The 17,565-nt window shown below is 60.2% G+C and carries 21 protein-coding genes; 7 read left to right on the top strand and 14 right to left on the bottom strand.

All coding sequences use genetic code 11. The features are described from left to right. Nucleotides 1-28 precede the first annotated feature (28 nt). From FHL16_RS25100 to FHL16_RS25075, 6 genes are all read right to left on the bottom strand, one after another. Nucleotides 29-532 (bottom strand): DUF4142 domain-containing protein, encoded by a 504-nt coding sequence (locus FHL16_RS25100; protein ID WP_077749596.1) that lies wholly within the window; start codon nt 530-532, stop codon nt 29-31. Nucleotides 533-605: 73 nt separating this feature from the next. Beyond that, nucleotides 606-764 (bottom strand): KGG domain-containing protein, encoded by a 159-nt coding sequence (locus FHL16_RS25095; RefSeq protein WP_010462447.1) that lies wholly within the window; start codon nt 762-764, stop codon nt 606-608. A 117-nt stretch (nt 765-881) separates the two neighbouring features. Next, complete coding sequence (locus FHL16_RS25090) at nt 882-2,231, bottom strand: sensor domain-containing protein (protein ID WP_010462449.1); 1,350 nt, start codon at nt 2,229-2,231, stop codon at nt 882-884. A gap of 84 nt (nt 2,232-2,315) precedes the next feature. Continuing rightward, nucleotides 2,316-2,954, bottom strand: a complete 639-nt coding sequence (locus FHL16_RS25085) for a LysE family translocator (protein ID WP_010462451.1) — start codon at nt 2,952-2,954, stop codon at nt 2,316-2,318. 43 nt (nt 2,955-2,997) lie between these two features. Then, a complete protein-coding gene (gene fos, locus FHL16_RS25080) occupies nt 2,998-3,435 on the bottom strand; it encodes a fosfomycin resistance glutathione transferase (protein WP_077749595.1) in 438 nt (145 codons plus the stop codon). A gap of 10 nt (nt 3,436-3,445) precedes the next feature. Continuing rightward, entirely contained in the window at nt 3,446-4,387 is a 942-nt protein-coding gene (locus FHL16_RS25075) for a LysR substrate-binding domain-containing protein (protein ID WP_077749594.1), read from the bottom strand. Nucleotides 4,388-4,464: 77 nt separating this feature from the next. Here FHL16_RS25075 and FHL16_RS25070 point away from each other — a divergent pair, with 77 nt between their 5' ends. Next, nucleotides 4,465-4,953, top strand: coding sequence for a DMT family transporter (locus FHL16_RS25070; RefSeq protein WP_077749593.1), 489 nt, complete (start codon nt 4,465-4,467; stop codon nt 4,951-4,953). Here FHL16_RS25070 and FHL16_RS25065 read toward each other — a convergent pair. Continuing rightward, complete coding sequence (locus FHL16_RS25065) at nt 4,913-5,167, bottom strand: hypothetical protein (RefSeq protein ID WP_077749592.1); 255 nt, start codon at nt 5,165-5,167, stop codon at nt 4,913-4,915. The genes FHL16_RS25070 and FHL16_RS25065 overlap by 41 nt on opposite strands. Before the next feature lie 136 nt (nt 5,168-5,303). Between FHL16_RS25065 and FHL16_RS25060 the strand changes: the two genes are divergently transcribed. Together FHL16_RS25060 and FHL16_RS25055 are read left to right on the top strand one after the other, a co-directional pair. After that, nucleotides 5,304-6,536, top strand: a complete 1,233-nt coding sequence (locus FHL16_RS25060) for an aminotransferase class I/II-fold pyridoxal phosphate-dependent enzyme (RefSeq protein WP_077749591.1) — start codon at nt 5,304-5,306, stop codon at nt 6,534-6,536. 18 nt (nt 6,537-6,554) lie between these two features. Next, complete coding sequence (locus FHL16_RS25055; protein WP_077749590.1) at nt 6,555-7,721, top strand: multidrug effflux MFS transporter; 1,167 nt, start codon at nt 6,555-6,557, stop codon at nt 7,719-7,721. Here FHL16_RS25055 and yiaY read toward each other — a convergent pair. After that, nucleotides 7,718-8,866, bottom strand: a complete 1,149-nt coding sequence (yiaY, locus tag FHL16_RS25050) for an L-threonine dehydrogenase (RefSeq protein WP_077749589.1) — start codon at nt 8,864-8,866, stop codon at nt 7,718-7,720. The two genes, FHL16_RS25055 and yiaY, sit on opposite strands and share 4 nt — an antisense overlap. 154 nt (nt 8,867-9,020) lie before the next feature. Here yiaY and FHL16_RS25045 point away from each other — a divergent pair, with 154 nt between their 5' ends. After that, nucleotides 9,021-10,040, top strand: coding sequence for a DUF4917 family protein (locus tag FHL16_RS25045; protein ID WP_077749588.1), 1,020 nt, complete (start codon nt 9,021-9,023; stop codon nt 10,038-10,040). Nucleotides 10,041-10,190: 150 nt separating this feature from the next. Here FHL16_RS25045 and FHL16_RS25040 read toward each other — a convergent pair whose 3' ends face one another. Next, complete coding sequence (locus FHL16_RS25040; protein WP_077749587.1) at nt 10,191-10,733, bottom strand: helix-turn-helix domain-containing protein; 543 nt, start codon at nt 10,731-10,733, stop codon at nt 10,191-10,193. 108 nt (nt 10,734-10,841) lie between these two features. Between FHL16_RS25040 and FHL16_RS25035 the strand changes: the two genes are divergently transcribed. Further along, nucleotides 10,842-11,624: an aldolase gene (locus FHL16_RS25035; RefSeq protein ID WP_010462472.1), complete on the top strand. Its 783-nt coding sequence runs from the start codon at nt 10,842-10,844 to the stop codon at nt 11,622-11,624. A 29-nt stretch (nt 11,625-11,653) separates the two neighbouring features. Beyond that, nucleotides 11,654-12,541 carry a dihydrodipicolinate synthase family protein gene (locus FHL16_RS25030; RefSeq protein ID WP_077749586.1) on the top strand — a complete coding sequence of 296 codons (888 nt, stop codon included), beginning with the start codon at nt 11,654-11,656 and terminating at the stop codon, nt 12,539-12,541. Nucleotides 12,542-12,685: 144 nt separating this feature from the next. On the opposite strand, the gene FHL16_RS25025 is transcribed toward FHL16_RS25030, so the two are convergent. The 3 genes from FHL16_RS25025 to FHL16_RS25015 form a co-directional block, all read right to left on the bottom strand. Further along, nucleotides 12,686-13,030, bottom strand: a complete 345-nt coding sequence (locus tag FHL16_RS25025; protein WP_010462476.1) for a YegP family protein — start codon at nt 13,028-13,030, stop codon at nt 12,686-12,688. Nucleotides 13,031-13,205: 175 nt separating this feature from the next. Beyond that, complete coding sequence (locus tag FHL16_RS25020) at nt 13,206-13,511, bottom strand: ribbon-helix-helix domain-containing protein (RefSeq protein ID WP_008025707.1); 306 nt, start codon at nt 13,509-13,511, stop codon at nt 13,206-13,208. Between the two features lie 14 nt (nt 13,512-13,525). Then, nucleotides 13,526-14,107, bottom strand: a complete 582-nt coding sequence (locus tag FHL16_RS25015) for a DJ-1/PfpI family protein (protein WP_077749585.1) — start codon at nt 14,105-14,107, stop codon at nt 13,526-13,528. A gap of 278 nt (nt 14,108-14,385) precedes the next feature. Between FHL16_RS25015 and FHL16_RS25010 the strand changes: the two genes are divergently transcribed. After that, a complete protein-coding gene (locus FHL16_RS25010; RefSeq protein ID WP_077749584.1) occupies nt 14,386-15,276 on the top strand; it encodes a DMT family transporter in 891 nt (296 codons plus the stop codon). Between the two features lie 85 nt (nt 15,277-15,361). Here FHL16_RS25010 and FHL16_RS25005 read toward each other — a convergent pair whose 3' ends face one another. Both FHL16_RS25005 and FHL16_RS25000 read right to left on the bottom strand, forming a co-directional pair. Further along, nucleotides 15,362-16,576, bottom strand: a complete 1,215-nt coding sequence (locus tag FHL16_RS25005; protein WP_077749583.1) for a class I SAM-dependent methyltransferase — start codon at nt 16,574-16,576, stop codon at nt 15,362-15,364. A 308-nt stretch (nt 16,577-16,884) separates the two neighbouring features. Continuing rightward, a complete protein-coding gene (locus FHL16_RS25000; RefSeq protein WP_010462489.1) occupies nt 16,885-17,502 on the bottom strand; it encodes a TPM domain-containing protein in 618 nt (205 codons plus the stop codon). Nucleotides 17,503-17,565 lie beyond the last annotated feature (63 nt).

Genomic DNA, 17,565 nt, shown 5'->3' with positions numbered 1-17,565 from the left:
TTGCGTTCAACACCGTTAATCGCCTGGTCTAGCGACTGGCTTGCAACGCTCTGGCCATTTCCAGGTGGCTCTGCAGTTTGGGCAAGGTTTCCTCAGCGAAGGCTTTGATTTGCGGCACGTCGGTGGTCTGAGCGACTTGTTGAAGCTGCTCGATGGCTTCCTGGGTCGTCTTCACCTGACTGGCGGTATAAGCCTGATCAAAGGATGCGCCGTCCTTCACTTCCGGCATCAAGGCTTTGGCCTTGTCGACCACTTCTTCGCGAGGGGCAACCGGCAAATCCAGCTGTTTGGCGATTTTCGCCAAGTGCTGGTTGGCGGTCGTGCGGTCATTGATGACCACGATGGTGTAGTCCTTGACCTCTTTGGATTCGGATTTCTGGTGCGCCAGGCGACTGGCTTCGATGTCGGCCATGCCTTTGGCCGACACATCGTTGATGAACTCGGCGGGCGACTGGGCGAAGGCACTGTTGGCAAACAGGCCCAGCAACGTGACAAGACTGGCAGTGCGTAATCGGGTGGCCATCCGGCTCATGGTCGCGCCCTCCTTCTATAAAAATTCAAGCGGGAGCTTTCGCCCCCGCCTCTCAATCAAAACTACCTTGCGACTACTTCGACTTCTGACCACCTTTGCGGCCCATATCGGGTTTCGCAGGGTCTTTATCGACGGTCGTAGTGGTAGTTTTCCCACCTTTGCGACCGGCTTCTGACGCCTTCGTTCGATCGTTGGCGAAGTTTCCCGAGTTCGAGTTTCTTGAGTTAGGCATGATTCTCTACCTCTTGGTGATGATCGCGGCGAGCAGGAGCCCGCATAAAATCTGAATTTCGATTACCGCAAAGGTTTAGAAAAAATGAAATCGCCGCGACGAACGGTGGCCGATTTTTCAGGCCCCGAGGCGCTGATGATGTTGGCGCTTGGCCGCATACATGGCCTCATCGGCATGCCGGAACAGTTGCTGTTCTTCGGTGCCATGCTCGGGGTAATGCGCGACGCCGATACTCGGCCGGATGTTCACGCTTTGCCCGTCCAGGCGCAGGGGTTGCGCCAGCACCTGACGGATTTTCCCCGCAACGTTGTCAGCGTCTTCCGCCGCGTGGATGCTGTGCAACAACACCACAAACTCATCCCCACCGATACGCGCCACCGTGTCGGTCTCACGCACGCAGCCCTTGAGCCGATTGGCGACCGCTTGCAACAGCATGTCGCCGACTGCGTGGCCATGGGTGTCGTTGACTTCCTTGAAGCGGTCGAGGTCGACGTACAGCAATGCCATCCGCCCGAAGTCCGTGCGAGCCTGCGCCAGCGAATTTTGAAGCCGGTCGCGCAGCAACGCCCGGTTGGGCAGTTGAGTCAGTTGGTCGTATTGGGCCATGCGTTGTAACCGGGCATGTAACTGCTTGCGCTCGATCGCGGTGGCGACCTGGGCGCAGACGTATTGCAGCAGCTCCTTGTCCTGCTCGGTGTAGCGCTCGCCACCCGGTACGCTTTTGACGATCAGCGCGCCAATGATGCCGTTTTGCGAGTTCAACGGGACACCCAGCCAGCAAGGCGAGTCCTGTCCGGAGACCGATGCCTCAAAGCCTTCTGGCAGAGTGTCCTGGTCCAGGGTCAGCAAAATCGGCTGGCCGCTGCGAATCACTTCGGCACAGAGGCGCCCGGTCATGGTTCCGGGCTGCTCGGGCTGCAGTTCATGGTCGTCGACGTGATACGGAAAGTTCAGCTGCGCACAGTGCTCGTCATACAACGCCACGGAGAAATTCAGTGCCGGCAGCCATTCGCCGATGATCAAGTGGATGCGCTTGAACAACGCCAGCAAATCTTCCGCGGCGTGGGCCGCCTCGGAGATCGCGTATAACGCCGCTTGCCGGGATTCGGCCTGCTTGCGTTCGGTGATGTCCCGGGCCACAGCGATGCGCAACTGATCGACTTCAGACCAGCGCGCCGACCACAGAATATGCACCACCGCGCCGTCCTTGCGCAGGTAGCGGTTCTCGAAGTTGAGTTTGGGATCACCGCCCATGATCTCGCGCGCCGCGTCGAGGGTGCGCTGGCGATCGGCGGGGTGCACCATGTCGATCATCGGCTGGCCGATCAGCTCGTCCGGGGTGTAGCCGAAAATACGCTCGCAGGCCGCGCTGACAAATACGAAGCGACCTTGTTTATCCACCGCACAGACGGCGTCCAGCAAGAGATCGATGTAGCTCGCCAACGGCGCGGAATTTCTGGTTGCCATGGTGCGATAAGCGTTTCCGGACAATGCAGCAATAAAAAGCCCCTCCATGACCCATCGGGCATTGACGCATCCGTGCGCTCAACCTCAAGCCTTGTTCGTCACCAGCCCCGGCAGTGCATGAGCGAGGGCGTTGATGGCGAAACCGATAAACATCACCCCGCATAACCGTGTGATCGCCAGTTCATGGCGCTGATACAAGGTGCGAACTTGCCGTGCACCAACAATGCCAATGAGGATAGCGTAGGCCATGAGACCGCCGACGAAGCTCAGGACAATCAACCAAGGCAACATTGACCAGTGCAGCAACTCCGCCCGGCTGGACAGCAGCGCAGTGAACGTCGCCACCGCCACGGGGTAGGCCTTGGGATTGGTGAGGCCAAACAGAATGCCGTGCCAAAAGGGCTGGCGAGCCGGGCCTTGAGGGGCATCGGCGCTGCTGCGCTTCGCCCGTATGGCGCGCAAGCCGAGCCAAAACAGGTACAGCCCGCTGAGTACGCCCAGCACATCAAACGCCGTGCTGCCGATTTCACGGGCACCGACAATCGCGATCAATGCCGTGCTGCACCAGACCACGTCCCCCAACAAATGCCCACAGAGAAACCCCGCCCCGGCCCGCCGTCCACGCGCGGCGCCAATCCCGAACACCGCCAATACGCCCGGCCCCGGTGTGATGCCATAAATGAAACCCGAGGCGAGAACAGCCATTAGCAGCGATGGGGTCATTGAAAGTCCCTTTAACTATTTGGTGAATGGGCGCAAGTCTATATCAGGTCCCGGGTATATCGACTGACTGATCGTCGAAGAACTTCATTCCCGCATACGGGCGCTCTCGACAGGCGGCCAGCCGAGACGCCAGATCGCCAACGTGGGCTTCGAGCTTGTGGCCGTCCGGGTCGAGGAAATAGAAGGACGCACCTTCGCTGCGGTTGTCGCGCCATTCTTGTACGCTGGCGGATCGCAGGCGTTCGACGAACACGGGGAAATCGATTGCGCTGATGGTAAAGGCGTAATGGGTGTAATCGGCGGCGGGGCCCGAGTTGCGCAGCGGATCAACGGACAGGCACAGCCACAAACCCGGCAGTGACAGATAGGCGCCGGTGTCCCAAGTGGCTTCGAGGCGCAGTTGCAGCAGGTCTTGATAGAACGCCACGCTGCGGTTCAGGTCGGCGACGGCGAGGGTCAGGTGGTTGAGGCCGGTGAGCAATTTGTTTACCTCAACGGTTATTTGATGGGCCTGTAGTCAGGTCGCTATGCACTATCCCCTCCCCAATCCGCCCATTCAACCAGTTCAACGCCTGATCCCCGCCCCGCCGTGTGTGCCAGACCAACACAAACGTAAACGACGGAATATGAAACGGCGGCGCAACTACGACCAGCGAGCGCTCATCAATCTCGCGCAGCCCACGTGAAGCCACGGTAAGAATCAGGTCCGTGCCACTGATTAATTCCGGGGCGACGCTCCAGTGCGGCAGGCTGATCGCGACGCGACGGCGTTCACGTAACGCCGTCAGCGCCCGCTCGATTTCAGGCGTGCCGCTGCCGCGCATTTCCAGCAGGACGTGTGGCCGTGCGAGGTAGGTCGGCAGGTCGAGTACGCCATTGGCAGGCAGGCTGTTGCGGTCGACCAGGCAGGCGTAGTGCTCTTCGAAGAGTGGCGTGCTGCGCAGCTCGTTTGGCAGTTCAGGGAAGACACCTGCTGCCAGGTCGATGTCGCCATTAAGTACTGCGTCGAGCATGCCTTCGCGGCTGGCGTGACTGATTTGCAGGTCGATGCCCGGCGCTTCCCGGCGCAAGGTGCGAATCAGCCCTGGCAGGACGATGGCGGCGCCATAGTCGGACATTGCCAGACGAAACGTGCGCTTGGCCGTGGCCGGGTCGAAAGCGTTCGGGGCCAGCAGGGATTGCACCTGAGCGAGTGCTTCGGCCAAGGGTGCGATCAATTCCATGGCTCTCGGCGTGGGTACGAGCGTGGCACCCGCGCGCACCAGCAAAGGGTCTCCCAGCAAGTCGCGTAACCGCGCCAGAGCATGACTGACCGCCGGCTGACTCAGGTGTAAGCGCTGCGCCGCGCGCGTGACGTGCTGCTCGCTGAGCAAGGCGTCGAGGATCACCAGCAAGTTGAGGTCGATACGCCGCAGATCATTCATCTGGTGCATGTTCTGGATAGCAATTCGGAATTTAAATCTGCGCGACGAATACTCTAGAGTCCAGCAAAACCTGTTGGAGAATGATCATGAGTACATTGCATTGGGCCGGGCTGTTGCTGCTGGCCGTGGTTGCCGGGGCGGTGGTGCCGTTTCAGAGCGCGATCAACGCCAACCTCACGCGTGGGTTGGGCCATCCGTTGTGGGCAACGCTTGCGTCGTTGCTGGTGAGTATCGTCGTGTTGTTGCCGATCATGTTGGCAATGCGCTTGCCGTTGCCGTCACTGGCGTTCATCAGCAAGGCGCCGTTGTGGATGTGGGCGGGGGGTGCGTTTGGGGTGTGTTTTATTTCGTTGGCGCTGATGCTGCTGCCCAAGCTGGGGGCGTCGGGGTTTATTGCGTTGGCGCTGGCGGGACAGGTAGTGGCTTCGCTGGTGCTGGATCACTTCGGGTGGTTTGGGTTGGTGGAACGGCAGATGACGTTGCCGCGGGTGTTGGGGGCAGTCTTGTTGATCGCCGGGGTGGCGATGATTCAGTTCAGTGCGGCGCCAGGGAAGGGGTTGGTGGCGGCGGGTTGAGCGGGACTGTCAGGCCGCTTTCGCGAGCAGGCTCGCTCCCACCCGATCGGCGGCGTGGCGCGGATCGCTCCCGCAGGACATCAGTGATCATTGCCAGGGCGCCGGGGCGCAGGTTTTCGATCAGCACGTCGGCGCTGGTCGCCAGTTGCTTGAACAGCTCAATGACTTCAGTTCGGCTGAGTCGGCGGGATAGCCCGGTTTTGGCCCACAGCATCGCAGGGCGTCGCCCTACACATAAATCTCTTGTAACACTCAACCGAACAGGAAACGGCCGATTCAATGCCCCCGCCGCTCTCTGTAAAGTCTGGAAACACACGGACGATTTCATCACTCAAGGACAGACACCTCAAATGGACCCGACAACACACACTACAAACACTTTCACCAACTATAGAAAACTGATCTCGTTGGCGGACCACAGTTGGGACACTGCGGAAGCAGGGAAAGTCGCGGGATTGAACGTCGACATCAGAAGCAGCAACCGCATGGTTGACCAACATGGGCGCGCCTTTCATCACTTCTGCACCACCTCCTACCTGGGCCTGGATCACCATCCCGATTTGCTCGACGGTGCCATGACCACCTTGTGGGAAACCGGTACCTTGCGCGTCGCCAACTCGAAAAACCGCTGCAAACTAGCGATCCTGGAGCTGTACGAAACCGAGCTCTCGGCACTGTTCGGCGCCACGTGCCTAAGCACCTTATCGTGCAGCGCGGCGAGTGCCGGCATCCTGCCGCTGCTGGCCAGTGGCGTGTTTACCGAGAACCAGCCACCGGTGATGGTATTTGACCGGCTGGCACACTACTCGATGAATCACCTCAAAGCCGCCTGCGCCGACGAAACCAAGGTCGTGACCAGTCCGCACAACGACATGGACTTCCTCGAAACGCAGTGCCAGCACCACAACAGGGTCGCGTATGTTGCCGACGGCGCGTACAGCATGGGCGGAGTCGCCGACATGGACGGTCTGTTGTACTTGAGGGATCGCTATGGCCTTTTTCTCTATCTCGACGACTCCCACGCACTGTCCGCCGTTGGCACTTGCGGGGCCGGTCTGGTACGCCCAAGGTTGCAGGCTCTGGACGATGACGCCTTGATCGTCGCCTCATTGGCCAAGTCATTTGGCGCCAGCGGCGGGCTGGTGATGCTGGGCAATGAACGGCAGAAAAAGCTGATTCAACGTTATGGCGGCCCCAGCAATTGGTCGCAAAGTCTGAACAGCGCGGCCATCGGTGCGGGAAGGGCCTCCATCCAGTTGCATCGCACGCCGGCATTCGTCGCGCTACAGGAAAAACTTCAGGCTAATATCCGGCTCTTTGACAGCCTGATACGAACCGCACAACAGGGCAGTAACATGGCCATCCGCTTGATCCACTGCGGTGAAGCGACGCTGGCCAACCGTATTGCCATCGAATTGGCCAATCTCGGTTTCTTTACCTCGACAGTCTTTTTCCCCGTGGTCGAACAAGGCAAGGCTGCGATCAGAATCACGTTGCGCGCCGACATGGAGCCGATGCTGATACGCCATTTCTGTGAACTCGTCACCGAGCTATTACCCGCGCACACCGGGGACCTCAGCTAGAAACCCAAGGAAGACCCCATGAAGAGCAGCACCACCCTCCTCGTCACCTGCAGCACGGTGTTTCTCGCCCAACTGGGCATGAGCATTTACCTGCCGGCGTTGCCGGACATTGCCCGGGGTCTGTCAGCCGACGCCTCGCAGGTGTCCTGGGGGTTGGCCGTGTACCTGATCGGCATGGCGCTGCCGATGTTGTTCTGGGGCAGCCTGGGGCAGCGCATTGGCCGAAAGCCGGTGTTGCTCGCCGCACTCGGTATCTACGGGCTGGGTAACCTTGCCCTGCCCTTGAGCCAGTCGCTTGAAACGTTCCTGTTCTGGCGTCTGGTCCAGGGGATGGGTGCCAGCGGGATTTCGGTCATGGCGCGGGTATTGATCCGCGACAGTTTCCGCGGTGACCTGCTGGCCAAGGCGCTGTCCTGGCTCTCGATTTCGTTTGTAGTGGCGCTGGGGATCGGCCAGTACCTGGGGTCGATCATTCAGGTGGCGCTGGGCTGGCCGGCGATTTTCTATCTGTTGGGTGGCGCGAGTCTGTTGATGGCGATGGCGGTGGCGCGGGTCACGTTCCCGTTGCTGAACGAGGAGCCTGTCCAGTCGTCCGCCTGGCCGAGTTACTGGCGCATTTTGCGTGATCGCGCCTTCCTGCTGCCGGCACTCGCCGGCGGCCTCGGTTATGGGGTGATCATTGCGTTCAACACCGCAGCGCCGCTGATTCTGCAAGGTCCCTTCAACTGGTCGGCCGTGGAATACGGGCTGTTGGGCTGGCCGATCAGCGCGGCGTATTTCCTGGGGGCTTTGGGGGTCAATGCCTTCGTGCTTCGCACCGGTCAACGCTGGCTGATGACGGCGGGCGTGGGCCTGGTATTGGGCGGTAGCGCGGTGATGTTGCTGGGGAGCATCGCGGGCACTTCCGTTGCGCTGCTGCTCTGGTTGCCATACTGCTTTGCCGTGTTCGGGCAGTCTTTGAACTACCCGATCAGCCTGTCCCTGGCCAACGACGGCTCGCCGGTCGGCGGGGCTTATGCGATGGCGTTGAGTGGTTTCATCCACCAGCTGATGGCCGCCATCATCGGCGCGATTGCCAGTCTGATCGCAAGCCAGCAAGCATGGCCACTGTCCCTGTTTTGCACCTTGCTGGCCTTGGGCGCGATAGTGTGCGTGAGGCTCGCGCCCGGCCGGCAAACCGACTAGAACGCGCTGCGGAAAATCTCCTCGATCTGGCGCTGATCCGCCGCCCGTGGATTAGTCAGGCCGCACGCGTCTTTCAGCGCGTTGGTCGCGAGCGTCGGGATGTCGTTGAGCTTGGCGCCGAGTTCACGCAAACCGGCGGGAATCTCGATGTCGCTGGACAGGCTGCGGATCGCCGTGATGGCCGCTTGAGCGCCCTCTTCCGGGCTTAAGCCACGGATATCGGCGCCCATCGCGTGGGCCACATCGGTCAGGCGCGGGGCGCAGACCTGCGCATTGAAACTCTGCACGTGGGGCAGCAGCACCGCGTTGCATACGCCATGCGGCAAGTCATAGAACCCGCCTAACTGGTGAGCCATGGCGTGGACAAATCCCAGGGAGGCGTTGTTGAACGCCATGCCGGCGAGAAACTGTGCGTAAGCCATGTTTTCCCGTGCCGCCATGTCGCTGCCATTGCGCACGGCCAGACGCAGGTTGCTGCTGATCAAGGTGATGGCTTTCAGTGCGCAGGCATCGGTAATCGGATTGGCGGCGGTGGACACGTAGGCTTCGATGGCATGAGTCAGCGCGTCCATGCCGGTGGCGGCGGTCAATCCCTTGGGCATGGCGACCATCAGCGCCGGGTCGTTGACCGACAGCAACGGCGTGACGTTGCGGTCGACGATGGCCATTTTCACGTGGCGCGATTCGTCGGTGATGATACAAAAACGGGTCATTTCGCTGGCCGTGCCGGCGGTGGTATTGATCGCGATCAGCGGCAATTGCGGTTGGGTCGATCGGTCGACGCCTTCGTAGTCGCGGATCTCCCCGCCGTTGGTCGCACACAACGCGATGCCCTTGGCGCAGTCATGGGGCGAACCACCGCCGAGCGACACCACAAAATCACAGCGACTTTCCTTGAGCAGGCCCAGGCCGCGCTCGACGTTGGCCATGCTCGGATTCGGTTTGGCGCCGTCGAAAATCACCGAGTCGATGTCCTGCATTGCCAGTTTTTCAGCAATCATCTTCGCCACACCGGCCTTGGCCAGCCCGGCGTCGGTGACGATCAGCGCCTTGCGAAAGCCGTATTTGCCAATGGCAACCATGGCTTCGTCCAGGCAGTCATTGCCCATGATGTTAACGGCGGGAATGAAAAACGTGCTGCTCATGAGCGATTCTCCTGGCTAAGCCGATCGGTAGTGCCGATCCGGCGGGTGCGCACAGGATCGACGCTTCGGGCAGGCAGTAACTTGATCTGGCTCAAGTCCCGGTCGTGATAAAGTCGCCGCCCATCAGACCTTTTGCTTTGAGACTTTGACCGCAATGACCGATTTCCAGGATGTTGATGCCCAACTTGAAGACTGGAACGCCTTGCGCGCCACCGCCTCGTTCAGCGGTTTGCTGGTCGGCAACGGCGCCAGCCGTGCGGTGTGGGACGACTTCGGCTACGACTCGCTGTTCGAAAATGCCCGCACCGTCGAAGAAAAACCCCTGAGCCAGTCCGAGCTGAGCGTGTTCGACGCCATGCAGACCCGCAGTTTCGAACAGGTGCTGAGTGCGCTGAAAATCACCAGCCGGGTCAACAAGGCCCTGGCCGTCAGCTCCGCTGCGCCGCGCAATCGTTACTACGCGATCAAGGAAGCGCTGATCAACACAGTCCACGCGGTGCACATCCCGTGGCGGCTTGTGGTGCCGTCGACCCTGGCGACGATCAGTCAGGAACTGGGCCGCTATCGAACGGTGTTCACCACCAATTACGACTTGCTCAACTATTGGGCGATCCAGCATCAGCCGGATGCCATCACCGATCTGTTCCAGGGCGCCGAACCGGGTTTTGATTTGAGCGCCACGGCGACCGATAAAACCCGTTTGTTGTACCTGCACGGTGGCCTGCACCTGGTGCGCAATCAGGACGGCACGGCACGCAAGCTGATGTCGACGGAGGGCACATTGCTGGGCAGTTTCGCCATCAACAACACCATCAAGACGCTGGACGATGTGCCGCTGTTCGTCAACGAAGGGCCGGCGCAGGACAAGCTCAAGACCATTCGCAGCTCGGATTATCTGTCGTTTTGCTATGACCAGTTGCTGAGCCATGGTGAGGGGTTATGCCTGTTCGGGCATGCATTGGGCGAGCAGGACAGCCACATCATCCATGCGTTGCGCCAGGCGAAACCCAAGGTAGTGGCAATCTCGATTTACCCGCGCAGCAAGGCGTTTATCCAGCATCAGAAGCGGCATTACACGAAGGTGTTTGAGGGAACGGGGTCAGAACTGCGGTTTTTTGATTCGAAGACCCATGCGCTCGGCAGCCCGAAGCTCACAGTTCCCGTCGAGGTCTGAAGCGAACACCGAACCTGTGGCGAGGGAGCTTGCTCCCGCTGGGCTGCGAAGCGGCCCCTGCATTCTTTCAGAGAAAACGCATTGTCAGGTTTTACGACTGCTTCGCAGCCGAGCGGGAGCAAGCTCCCTCGCCACAACAGCACCGCAACTTCATTCCTCAGCGCTATGCACCACCACCAGCAACTGCGCCTGAGCCTCCCCCACTGAGCGAATCCGGTGCGGTTTCTGCGCATTGAAGTGCAGCGCATCCCCGCGATTGAGCAGCACGCGCTCGTTCATGAAGTCCACTTCCACCTGCCCTTCGTGGACGAACAGAAACTCTTCCCCCACGTGTTCCTTGAAGGTTTTATCCGCGAATTCTGTCGGGGGATAAATCATGAACGGCAGCAGGCTGCGCTCGCTGACCTGGTGGGCCAGCACCGCGTAGCCGGGGCTTTCATCGTTGGCCGCCAGGGACTGGCGCTCGTCGCTGCGCACCAGGCTGTAGCTGTCGAGGCTGATGTTGTCTTCGGAGAACAACTCCTCGACCTTCACGTTCAGCGCCTTGGCCAGTTTCAGGGCAGCCGCGATCGACGGCGTATTCAGCCCGCGCTCGACTTTCGACAGATAGCTCTTGGTCATGCCGGATTTTTCGGCCAGGGCCTCCAGCGTCACGCCAAGTTTTTTTCTAAGTAATTTCAAACGGATAGACATGAAGAACGATTAATCCATCAAGGAGGCGACGATTTGCCCTTGCCTATGACACAAAGTGTCATATAGCCTCTGCTGTGTCATTTGTATGAACCACCCAAGGACACCGAGATGGCCAAGACCTTAGCATTACCCAAAGAGCAATTGGTCAAGCAAGCGTTGACCCAGATGCAAAACACCCTGGCGGATAATACGTGGACCGACCGGCAAAAGCTGGCCCTGACCTGCCGGATTCTATTTGAAAATGGTCACGACTCCGGCCTGGCCGGGCAAATCACCGCCCGTGGCCCTCAGCCTGGCACCTATTACACTCAACAACTGGGCCTGGGTTTCGACGAGATCACCGCGAGCAATCTGCTGCTGGTCAACGAAGACCTGGAAGTGCTCGAAGGCCACGGCATGCCCAACCCGGCCAACCGTTTCCACAGTTGGGTGTACCGCGCCCGGCCCGACGTGAACTGCATCATTCACACGCACCCGACCCACGTCGCGGCGCTGTCGATGCTCGAAGTGCCGCTGCAGATTTCCCACATGGACCTGTGCCCGCTCTACGACGATTGCGCGTTTCTCGAAGGCTGGCCGGGTGTACCGGTAGGCAACGAAGAAGGTGATTTGATCGCCGGCGCACTGGGCGACAAACGGGCCATCCTGCTGTCGCACCACGGCCAGTTGTCCACCGGCACGACCATCGAAGAAGCCTGTGTCATTGCTCAGCTGATCGAGCGTGCCGCAAAGCTGCAACTGCTGGCGATGAGTGCCGGGACCATCAAACCGATCCTGCCGGACCTGGGTCGCGAAGCCCATGACTGGATCTCGAAACCCAAGCGCCACGGCGCCGCGTTCAACTACTACGCCCGGCAGCACCTGCGTCAACACGCCGATTGCCTGAACTGAACCCACCCATTTCCTGAAGGAGACACAACATGTCGACCCCCACCATTCACGGCATCATCGGCTACACCATCACCCCATTCACCGCCAATGGCGAAGGCGTCGATCTCGACGCACTCGGGCGTTCCATCGACCGCTTGATCGACGGCGGCGTGCACGCCATCGCGCCACTGGGCAGCACCGGCGAAGGCGCTTACCTGAGCGACGCGGAGTGGGATCAGGTCAGCGAATTCAGCATCAAGCATGTGGCCAGGCGCGTGCCGACCATCGTCAGTGTGTCCGACCTGACCACCGCCAAAGCCGTGCGCCGCGCCCGTTTCGCCGAAGCCCATGGCGCCGATGTGGTGATGGTGCTGCCGACGTCCTACTGGAAACTCAGCGAAGCGGAAATCCTCGCCCACTACCGCGCCATCGGCGACAGCATCGGCGTCCCGATCATGCTCTATAACAACCCGGCCACCAGCGGCACCGACATGTCGGTGGACCTGATACTGCGGATCGTCAACGCCGTGGAGAACGTGACCATGGTCAAGGAGAGCACCGGTGACATCCAGCGCATGCACAAGCTGCAACTGCTCGGCGAAGGCCGGGTGCCGTTCTACAACGGCTGTAACCCGCTGGCGCTGGAAGCGTTTGCGGCGGGTGCGAAAGGTTGGTGCACAGCGGCACCGAACCTGATTCCGCAGCTCAATCTGGATCTGTATGACGCAGTTCTGGCGAACGACCTGGGCAAGGCGCGTGAACTGTTCTATCGCCAGTTGCCGCTGCTGGACTTCATCCTCAAGGGTGGCTTGCCGGCGACGATCAAGGCGGGGCTGCGTACGACCGGGCTGGAAGTGGGCGATCCGCGGTTGCCGGTGTTTCCACTCGGCGAGGCCGGGATCAGCCAGTTGCAAGACTTGCTGAAAGCCTTGCGCTGATCTCAAGCCGCACACAAAACCCATGTGGGAGTGAGCCTGCTCGCGATGGCGGACTGACATTCAACATCTTCGTCGAATGTTAAGCCGCTATCGCGAGCAGGCTCGCTCCTACAGGGGGAATTGTGTTGGTCCTGAAGGGAGCGATCAAAGCACCGGCAAGGTCTTGTCCTTGATCACGGTGGTCGGCCCATTGGCCTTGACGCTGGCGATGCCTTTATCCATCGCACCAGCGGAAGAGTAGGTCTCGCTGCTGCCGATGATCTCGTGGTTACCGGCCTTGAGATTGAAGTAAGGATGGCCATCCTTGGTGGTTTTCTTTTCGTAGCGCTCATCCAGCGGGCTGTTCTTCTGCACCGAAGCAATGCCGTTGTCAGCAGCACCGCGAGTGGTGTACAGCTCGCTGGTCAGAATGGTTTCGGCGTTGGCGGCCTTCAGTACAAACTTGAACTGACCGTTGCTGCTTTTGCTCACTTCGTACCATCCGGACATGCTCTTTCTCCTTGGCGATTGAGTGGTCTCGCGCTTCAGAGTAAAGACCAGCCCGGGACATCTGTCGCCTGTAACACCGCCATCGCGAGCAGGCTCGCTTGCACATTGGAATGCGTTCCCCCGTGGGAGCGAGCCTGCTCGCGATGGGGCCGGTAAGGCCAGCGCAAAACCAACCCTATTTCACCACCGCCCGCACCACCGACAACTCCGGCGCCTGTACCCGTCGCTGACTCAGATACCGCGTACAACTCACCCGCAAGAACGAGGCGAAATTCACCACTTCGCCGCGGTAGTCCATCACCTCTTCATACAGCTTGGCGATCAACTGGTTGGTGGTCATGCCGTCGACCTCGGCGATTTCGCTGAGGATGTCCCAGAACTGATTCTCCAGGCGCAGGGTGGTGACCACCCCGCAGATGCGCAGCGAGCGGGAGCGCGATTCGTAGAGAATCGGATCGGCTTTGACGTATAGCTCGCACATGGAAAAGCCCCTCGTTACAGCGTGATTTTGGTGCCCAGCAACCCAAGGAAACCGGCGAGCCAGCTCGGGTGTGCCGGCCAGGCGGGCGCAGTGGCCAGATTGCCTTGTACGTGGCCTTCCGTCACCGGAATATCGATGAACGTACCGCCGGCCAGACGCACTTCCGGCGCACAGGCCGGGTAAGCGCTGCACTCGCGACCTTCGAGAATCCCCGCTGCCGCGAGCAGTTGCGCACCGTGACACACGGCAGCGATCGGTTTGCCGGCCTTGTCGAATGCGCGCACCAGCTCCAGGACTTTTTCGTTCAGGCGCAGGTATTCCGGCGCACGACCGCCGGGGATCAGCAGCGCGTCGTAGTCGGACTCAGCGACTTTGGCGAAATCGAAGTTCAGGGCAAACAAGTGACCGGGTTTTTCGCTGTAGGTCTGGTCGCCTTCGAAGTCGTGAATCGCCGTGCGCACAGTCTGGCCGTCGGATTTGTCCGGGCAAACGGCGTGCACCGTGTGGCCGACCATCAGCAGCGCCTGGAAAGGCACCATCACTTCGTAGTCTTCGACGTAATCGCCGACCAGCATCAGAATTTTCTTGGCAGCCATGGGGAGGACTCCTCTGGGAAATGCATAGGAGTATTCAAGGTAGTCCTTATCCAGCGGGTCGGGTAATAACCAGCTACTACCTGAAAACCGCGTTATCGTTCTTCGCGGGCAAGCCTCGCTCCTACAAAGGCACCACCATACCTGTAGGAGCGAGGCTTGCCCGCGAAGGCGCCCTTCAACTGTACGGATAACTCTGCGCCTATCTGTAACAGCGCGATCCCCGTGGTTTATGGCTAGATGAAGTCTCTTCCCGCCACCTAACATTCTGGTCCCCCATCATGTCCTCGCGCGAAAACACCGGCATGGCCCTCGGCCTGCTCGGCGTTGTGATCTTCAGCCTCACCTTGCCCTTCACGCGGATCGTCGTGCAGGAACTTCATCCGCTGCTCAACGGCCTGGGCCGGGCGCTGTTTGCGGCGGTGCCGGCGGCGATGTTGTTGCTGTGGCGCCGGGAAAAATGGCCGACCTGGAAACAGGTCAAAGGCCTGACACTGGTGATCGCAGGCGTGATCCTCGGTTTTCCGGTGTTGTCGGCCTGGGCCATGCAAACCTTGCCGGCCTCCCACGGCGCACTGGTCAACGGTTTGCAGCCGCTGTGCGTCGCGCTGTACGCCGCGTGGTTGTCCCACGAACGACCGTCGAAAGCCTTCTGGGCCTGCGCGGCGTTGGGCAGTGCGCTGGTGTTGGGTTATGCGCTGATCAGCGGGGCCGGCAGTATTCAGGCCGGTGATTTGCTGATGCTCGGGGCGATTGCCGTGGGCGGCCTGGGTTATGCCGAGGGCGGCCGGTTGGCCAAGGAGATGGGCGGCTGGCAGGTGATCTGCTGGGCGCTGGTGTTATCGACGCCGCTGCTGATCGGACCGGTGGTGTATTTGGCGCTGCAACACCAGGGCGAAATTTCCGCCAAGACCTGGTGGGCGTTTGGTTATGTTTCGCTGTTCTCGCAGTTCATCGGGTTCTTTGCCTGGTACGCCGGGTTGGCGATGGGCGGCATTGCCCGAGTCAGTCAGATCCAGCTGTTGCAGATCTTCTTCACCATCGCGTTTTCGGCGCTGTTTTTTGGTGAACATATCGAGCCGATCACCTGGCTGTTTGCCGCCGGAGTGATCGTGACGGTGATGCTCGGACGCAAGACCGCCATCAAACCCGCCCGCATTGCCACCACGTGACCTGTAGGAGCCACGCTTGCCGGCGAAGGCGTCGGCACTATCGCCTTCGCCGGCAAGCCTGGCTCCTACAGGGTCATGCGGTGTTTTAGAGGTAGCCGTCAGCCCGCAGCAGGGTTTCCAGGCAATGTTCGCTGATGTGGTAGAAATCCTTCAGCTCCTGGATCTTCACCAACAGCTGGGCCGGGTCCACCGGCTCGGCGCGTTTGACCGCCAGGATCATCTTGTTCTTGTTGGTGTGGTCCAGTGAGATGAACTCGAACACCTTGGTTTCATAACCACAGGCTTCCAGGAACAGCGCTCGCAGGCTGTCGGTGACCATTTCCGCTTGCTGGCCCAGGTGCAGACCGTATTGCAGCATCGGCTTGAGCAGCGCCGGGCTCTGGATTTGCAGGCGGATCTGTTTGTGGCAGCACGGCGAACACATGATGATCGAGGCGCCGGAGCGGATGCCGGTGTGAATCGCGTAGTCGGTGGCGATGTCGCAGGCGTGCAGCGCGATCATCACGTCCAGCTCGCTCGGCGCGACGCTTCGCACGTCACCGCACTTGAACACCAGCCCCGGATGCTCAAGCTTGGCGGCGGCGGCATTGCACAGGTTGACCATTTCTTCGCGCAACTCGACGCCGGTCACCACGGCTTCAGCCTTCAAGGTGTTGCGCAGGTAGTCGTGGATCGCAAACGTCAGATAACCCTTGCCCGAGCCGAAATCCGCCACCTGCACCGGCTTGTCCAGCGCCAGGGGCGAGGTGGTCAGCGCATGGCTGAAGACTTCGATGAACTTGTTGATCTGCTTCCACTTGCGCGACATCGCCGGGATCAGCTCGTGCTTGCTGTTTGTCACGCCGAGGTCAGCGAGGAACGGCCGGTTCAGGTCGAGGAAACGGTTCTTCTCGCGGTTATGCTCGGCGGACGGCACTTCGCGCAATTGCTGAGGTTTGCTCTTGAACAGCGAAGACTTGCCCTTTTTGCTGTATTCGAGCTGGGCTTCGTCCGTCAACGACAGTAAATGCGCATTTTTGAACGAGGCCGGCAACAGCGCGCCGATGGTCGCGACGCCCTCGGCAAGCGGCAGGTTCTTGGTGATGTCGCGGGTCTTGTAGCGGTAGACGAAGGACAGGCAGGGCTGATCCTTGACCGTCAGTTGCTTGATGATCAGCCGCTGCAAATCGGCTTCGGTGCCGACGTACTTGGCCAGGACCAGTTTGATGAAGGCATTCTGGTCGAGGCTGGTTTGCAACAGGTCGATGAACTGAGCGTGGTGATCCGGCGCGAGGCTGGCGGGAGTGGCGGTGACAGACATGGAAAAAACGGCCTCGGGCGGAGCGGATCGGGAATGGCGGGTATTTTAGGGGGGATGGCATACGAGGGCACGGGTAATTTCCCGAACGGTGCGAAACCCGAAGCAAAAACGCTACTGGGTTGAGTGGGCTAGTGTGGCGAGGGAGCTTGCTCCCGCTGGGCTGCGAAGCAACCTACCCCCTGCAACCGTGTTTATCTGAATGACCGCATTGGCTGGTTTGGGGGGCCGCTTCGCGCCCCAGCGGGAGCAAGCTCCCTCGCCACAAAAGCCCTCTCCCCACAGAAGGTGTATCAATTCCAGAAGTGAAATCAGCCCAACACCACCAACCGATTCGGCAACTCATTGCGCACGTGCGTCACCGGCACATGCACCTTGAGCAGCTCGCCGCACGCCTCGACGCACGTCACAAACCCCTGCAATGTCTGGCCCTGCTTCACCTGTTGAGTAAACGCCGCAACGATCGCGTCCCAGTTCTTGTTATCCAGCCGCTTGGAAATCCCTTCATCCACCAGAATTTCCACGTACCGCTCAGCCTCGCAGACAAAAATCAGCATCCCGGTGCTGCCCACCGTGTGGTGCAGGTTTTGCTCCAGAAACTGCCGGCGCGCCAGATTTGACGCTCGCCAATGCCGCACCGAGCGCGGGATCAGGTGGGTGGTGACTTTCGGAATCCGGAACACCAGGCACAGCACGATGAACGTGATCCATTGCACCAGCAGCAAACTGTGCAGGGTCAGCCAGCCTGTCAGGTAATGCACGATACCCGGCACCACCAGCGCCAGCAGGCTGGCCCAGAGCAGCGGGATGTACGCGTAGTCGTCGGCGCGGGCCGCGAGCACCGTCACCAGTTCGGCGTCGGTGTCGCGCTCGACCCGGGCAATCGCCTCGGCGACTTTGCGTTGTTCGTGTTCAGTCAGTAATGCCATGTCTAAAAGTGCCCATTCATTATTATGCTCACCAGCCGCCCGACGAACCGCCGCCCCCGAAAC

This window comes from Pseudomonas sp. FSL W5-0299 (assembly GCF_005930655.1).
GTDB classification, from domain to species: domain Bacteria; phylum Pseudomonadota; class Gammaproteobacteria; order Pseudomonadales; family Pseudomonadaceae; genus Aquipseudomonas; species Aquipseudomonas mandelii.
Note: the sequence above shows the minus strand (reverse complement) of the source record. Positions and strands in the feature narration are given on the sequence as shown.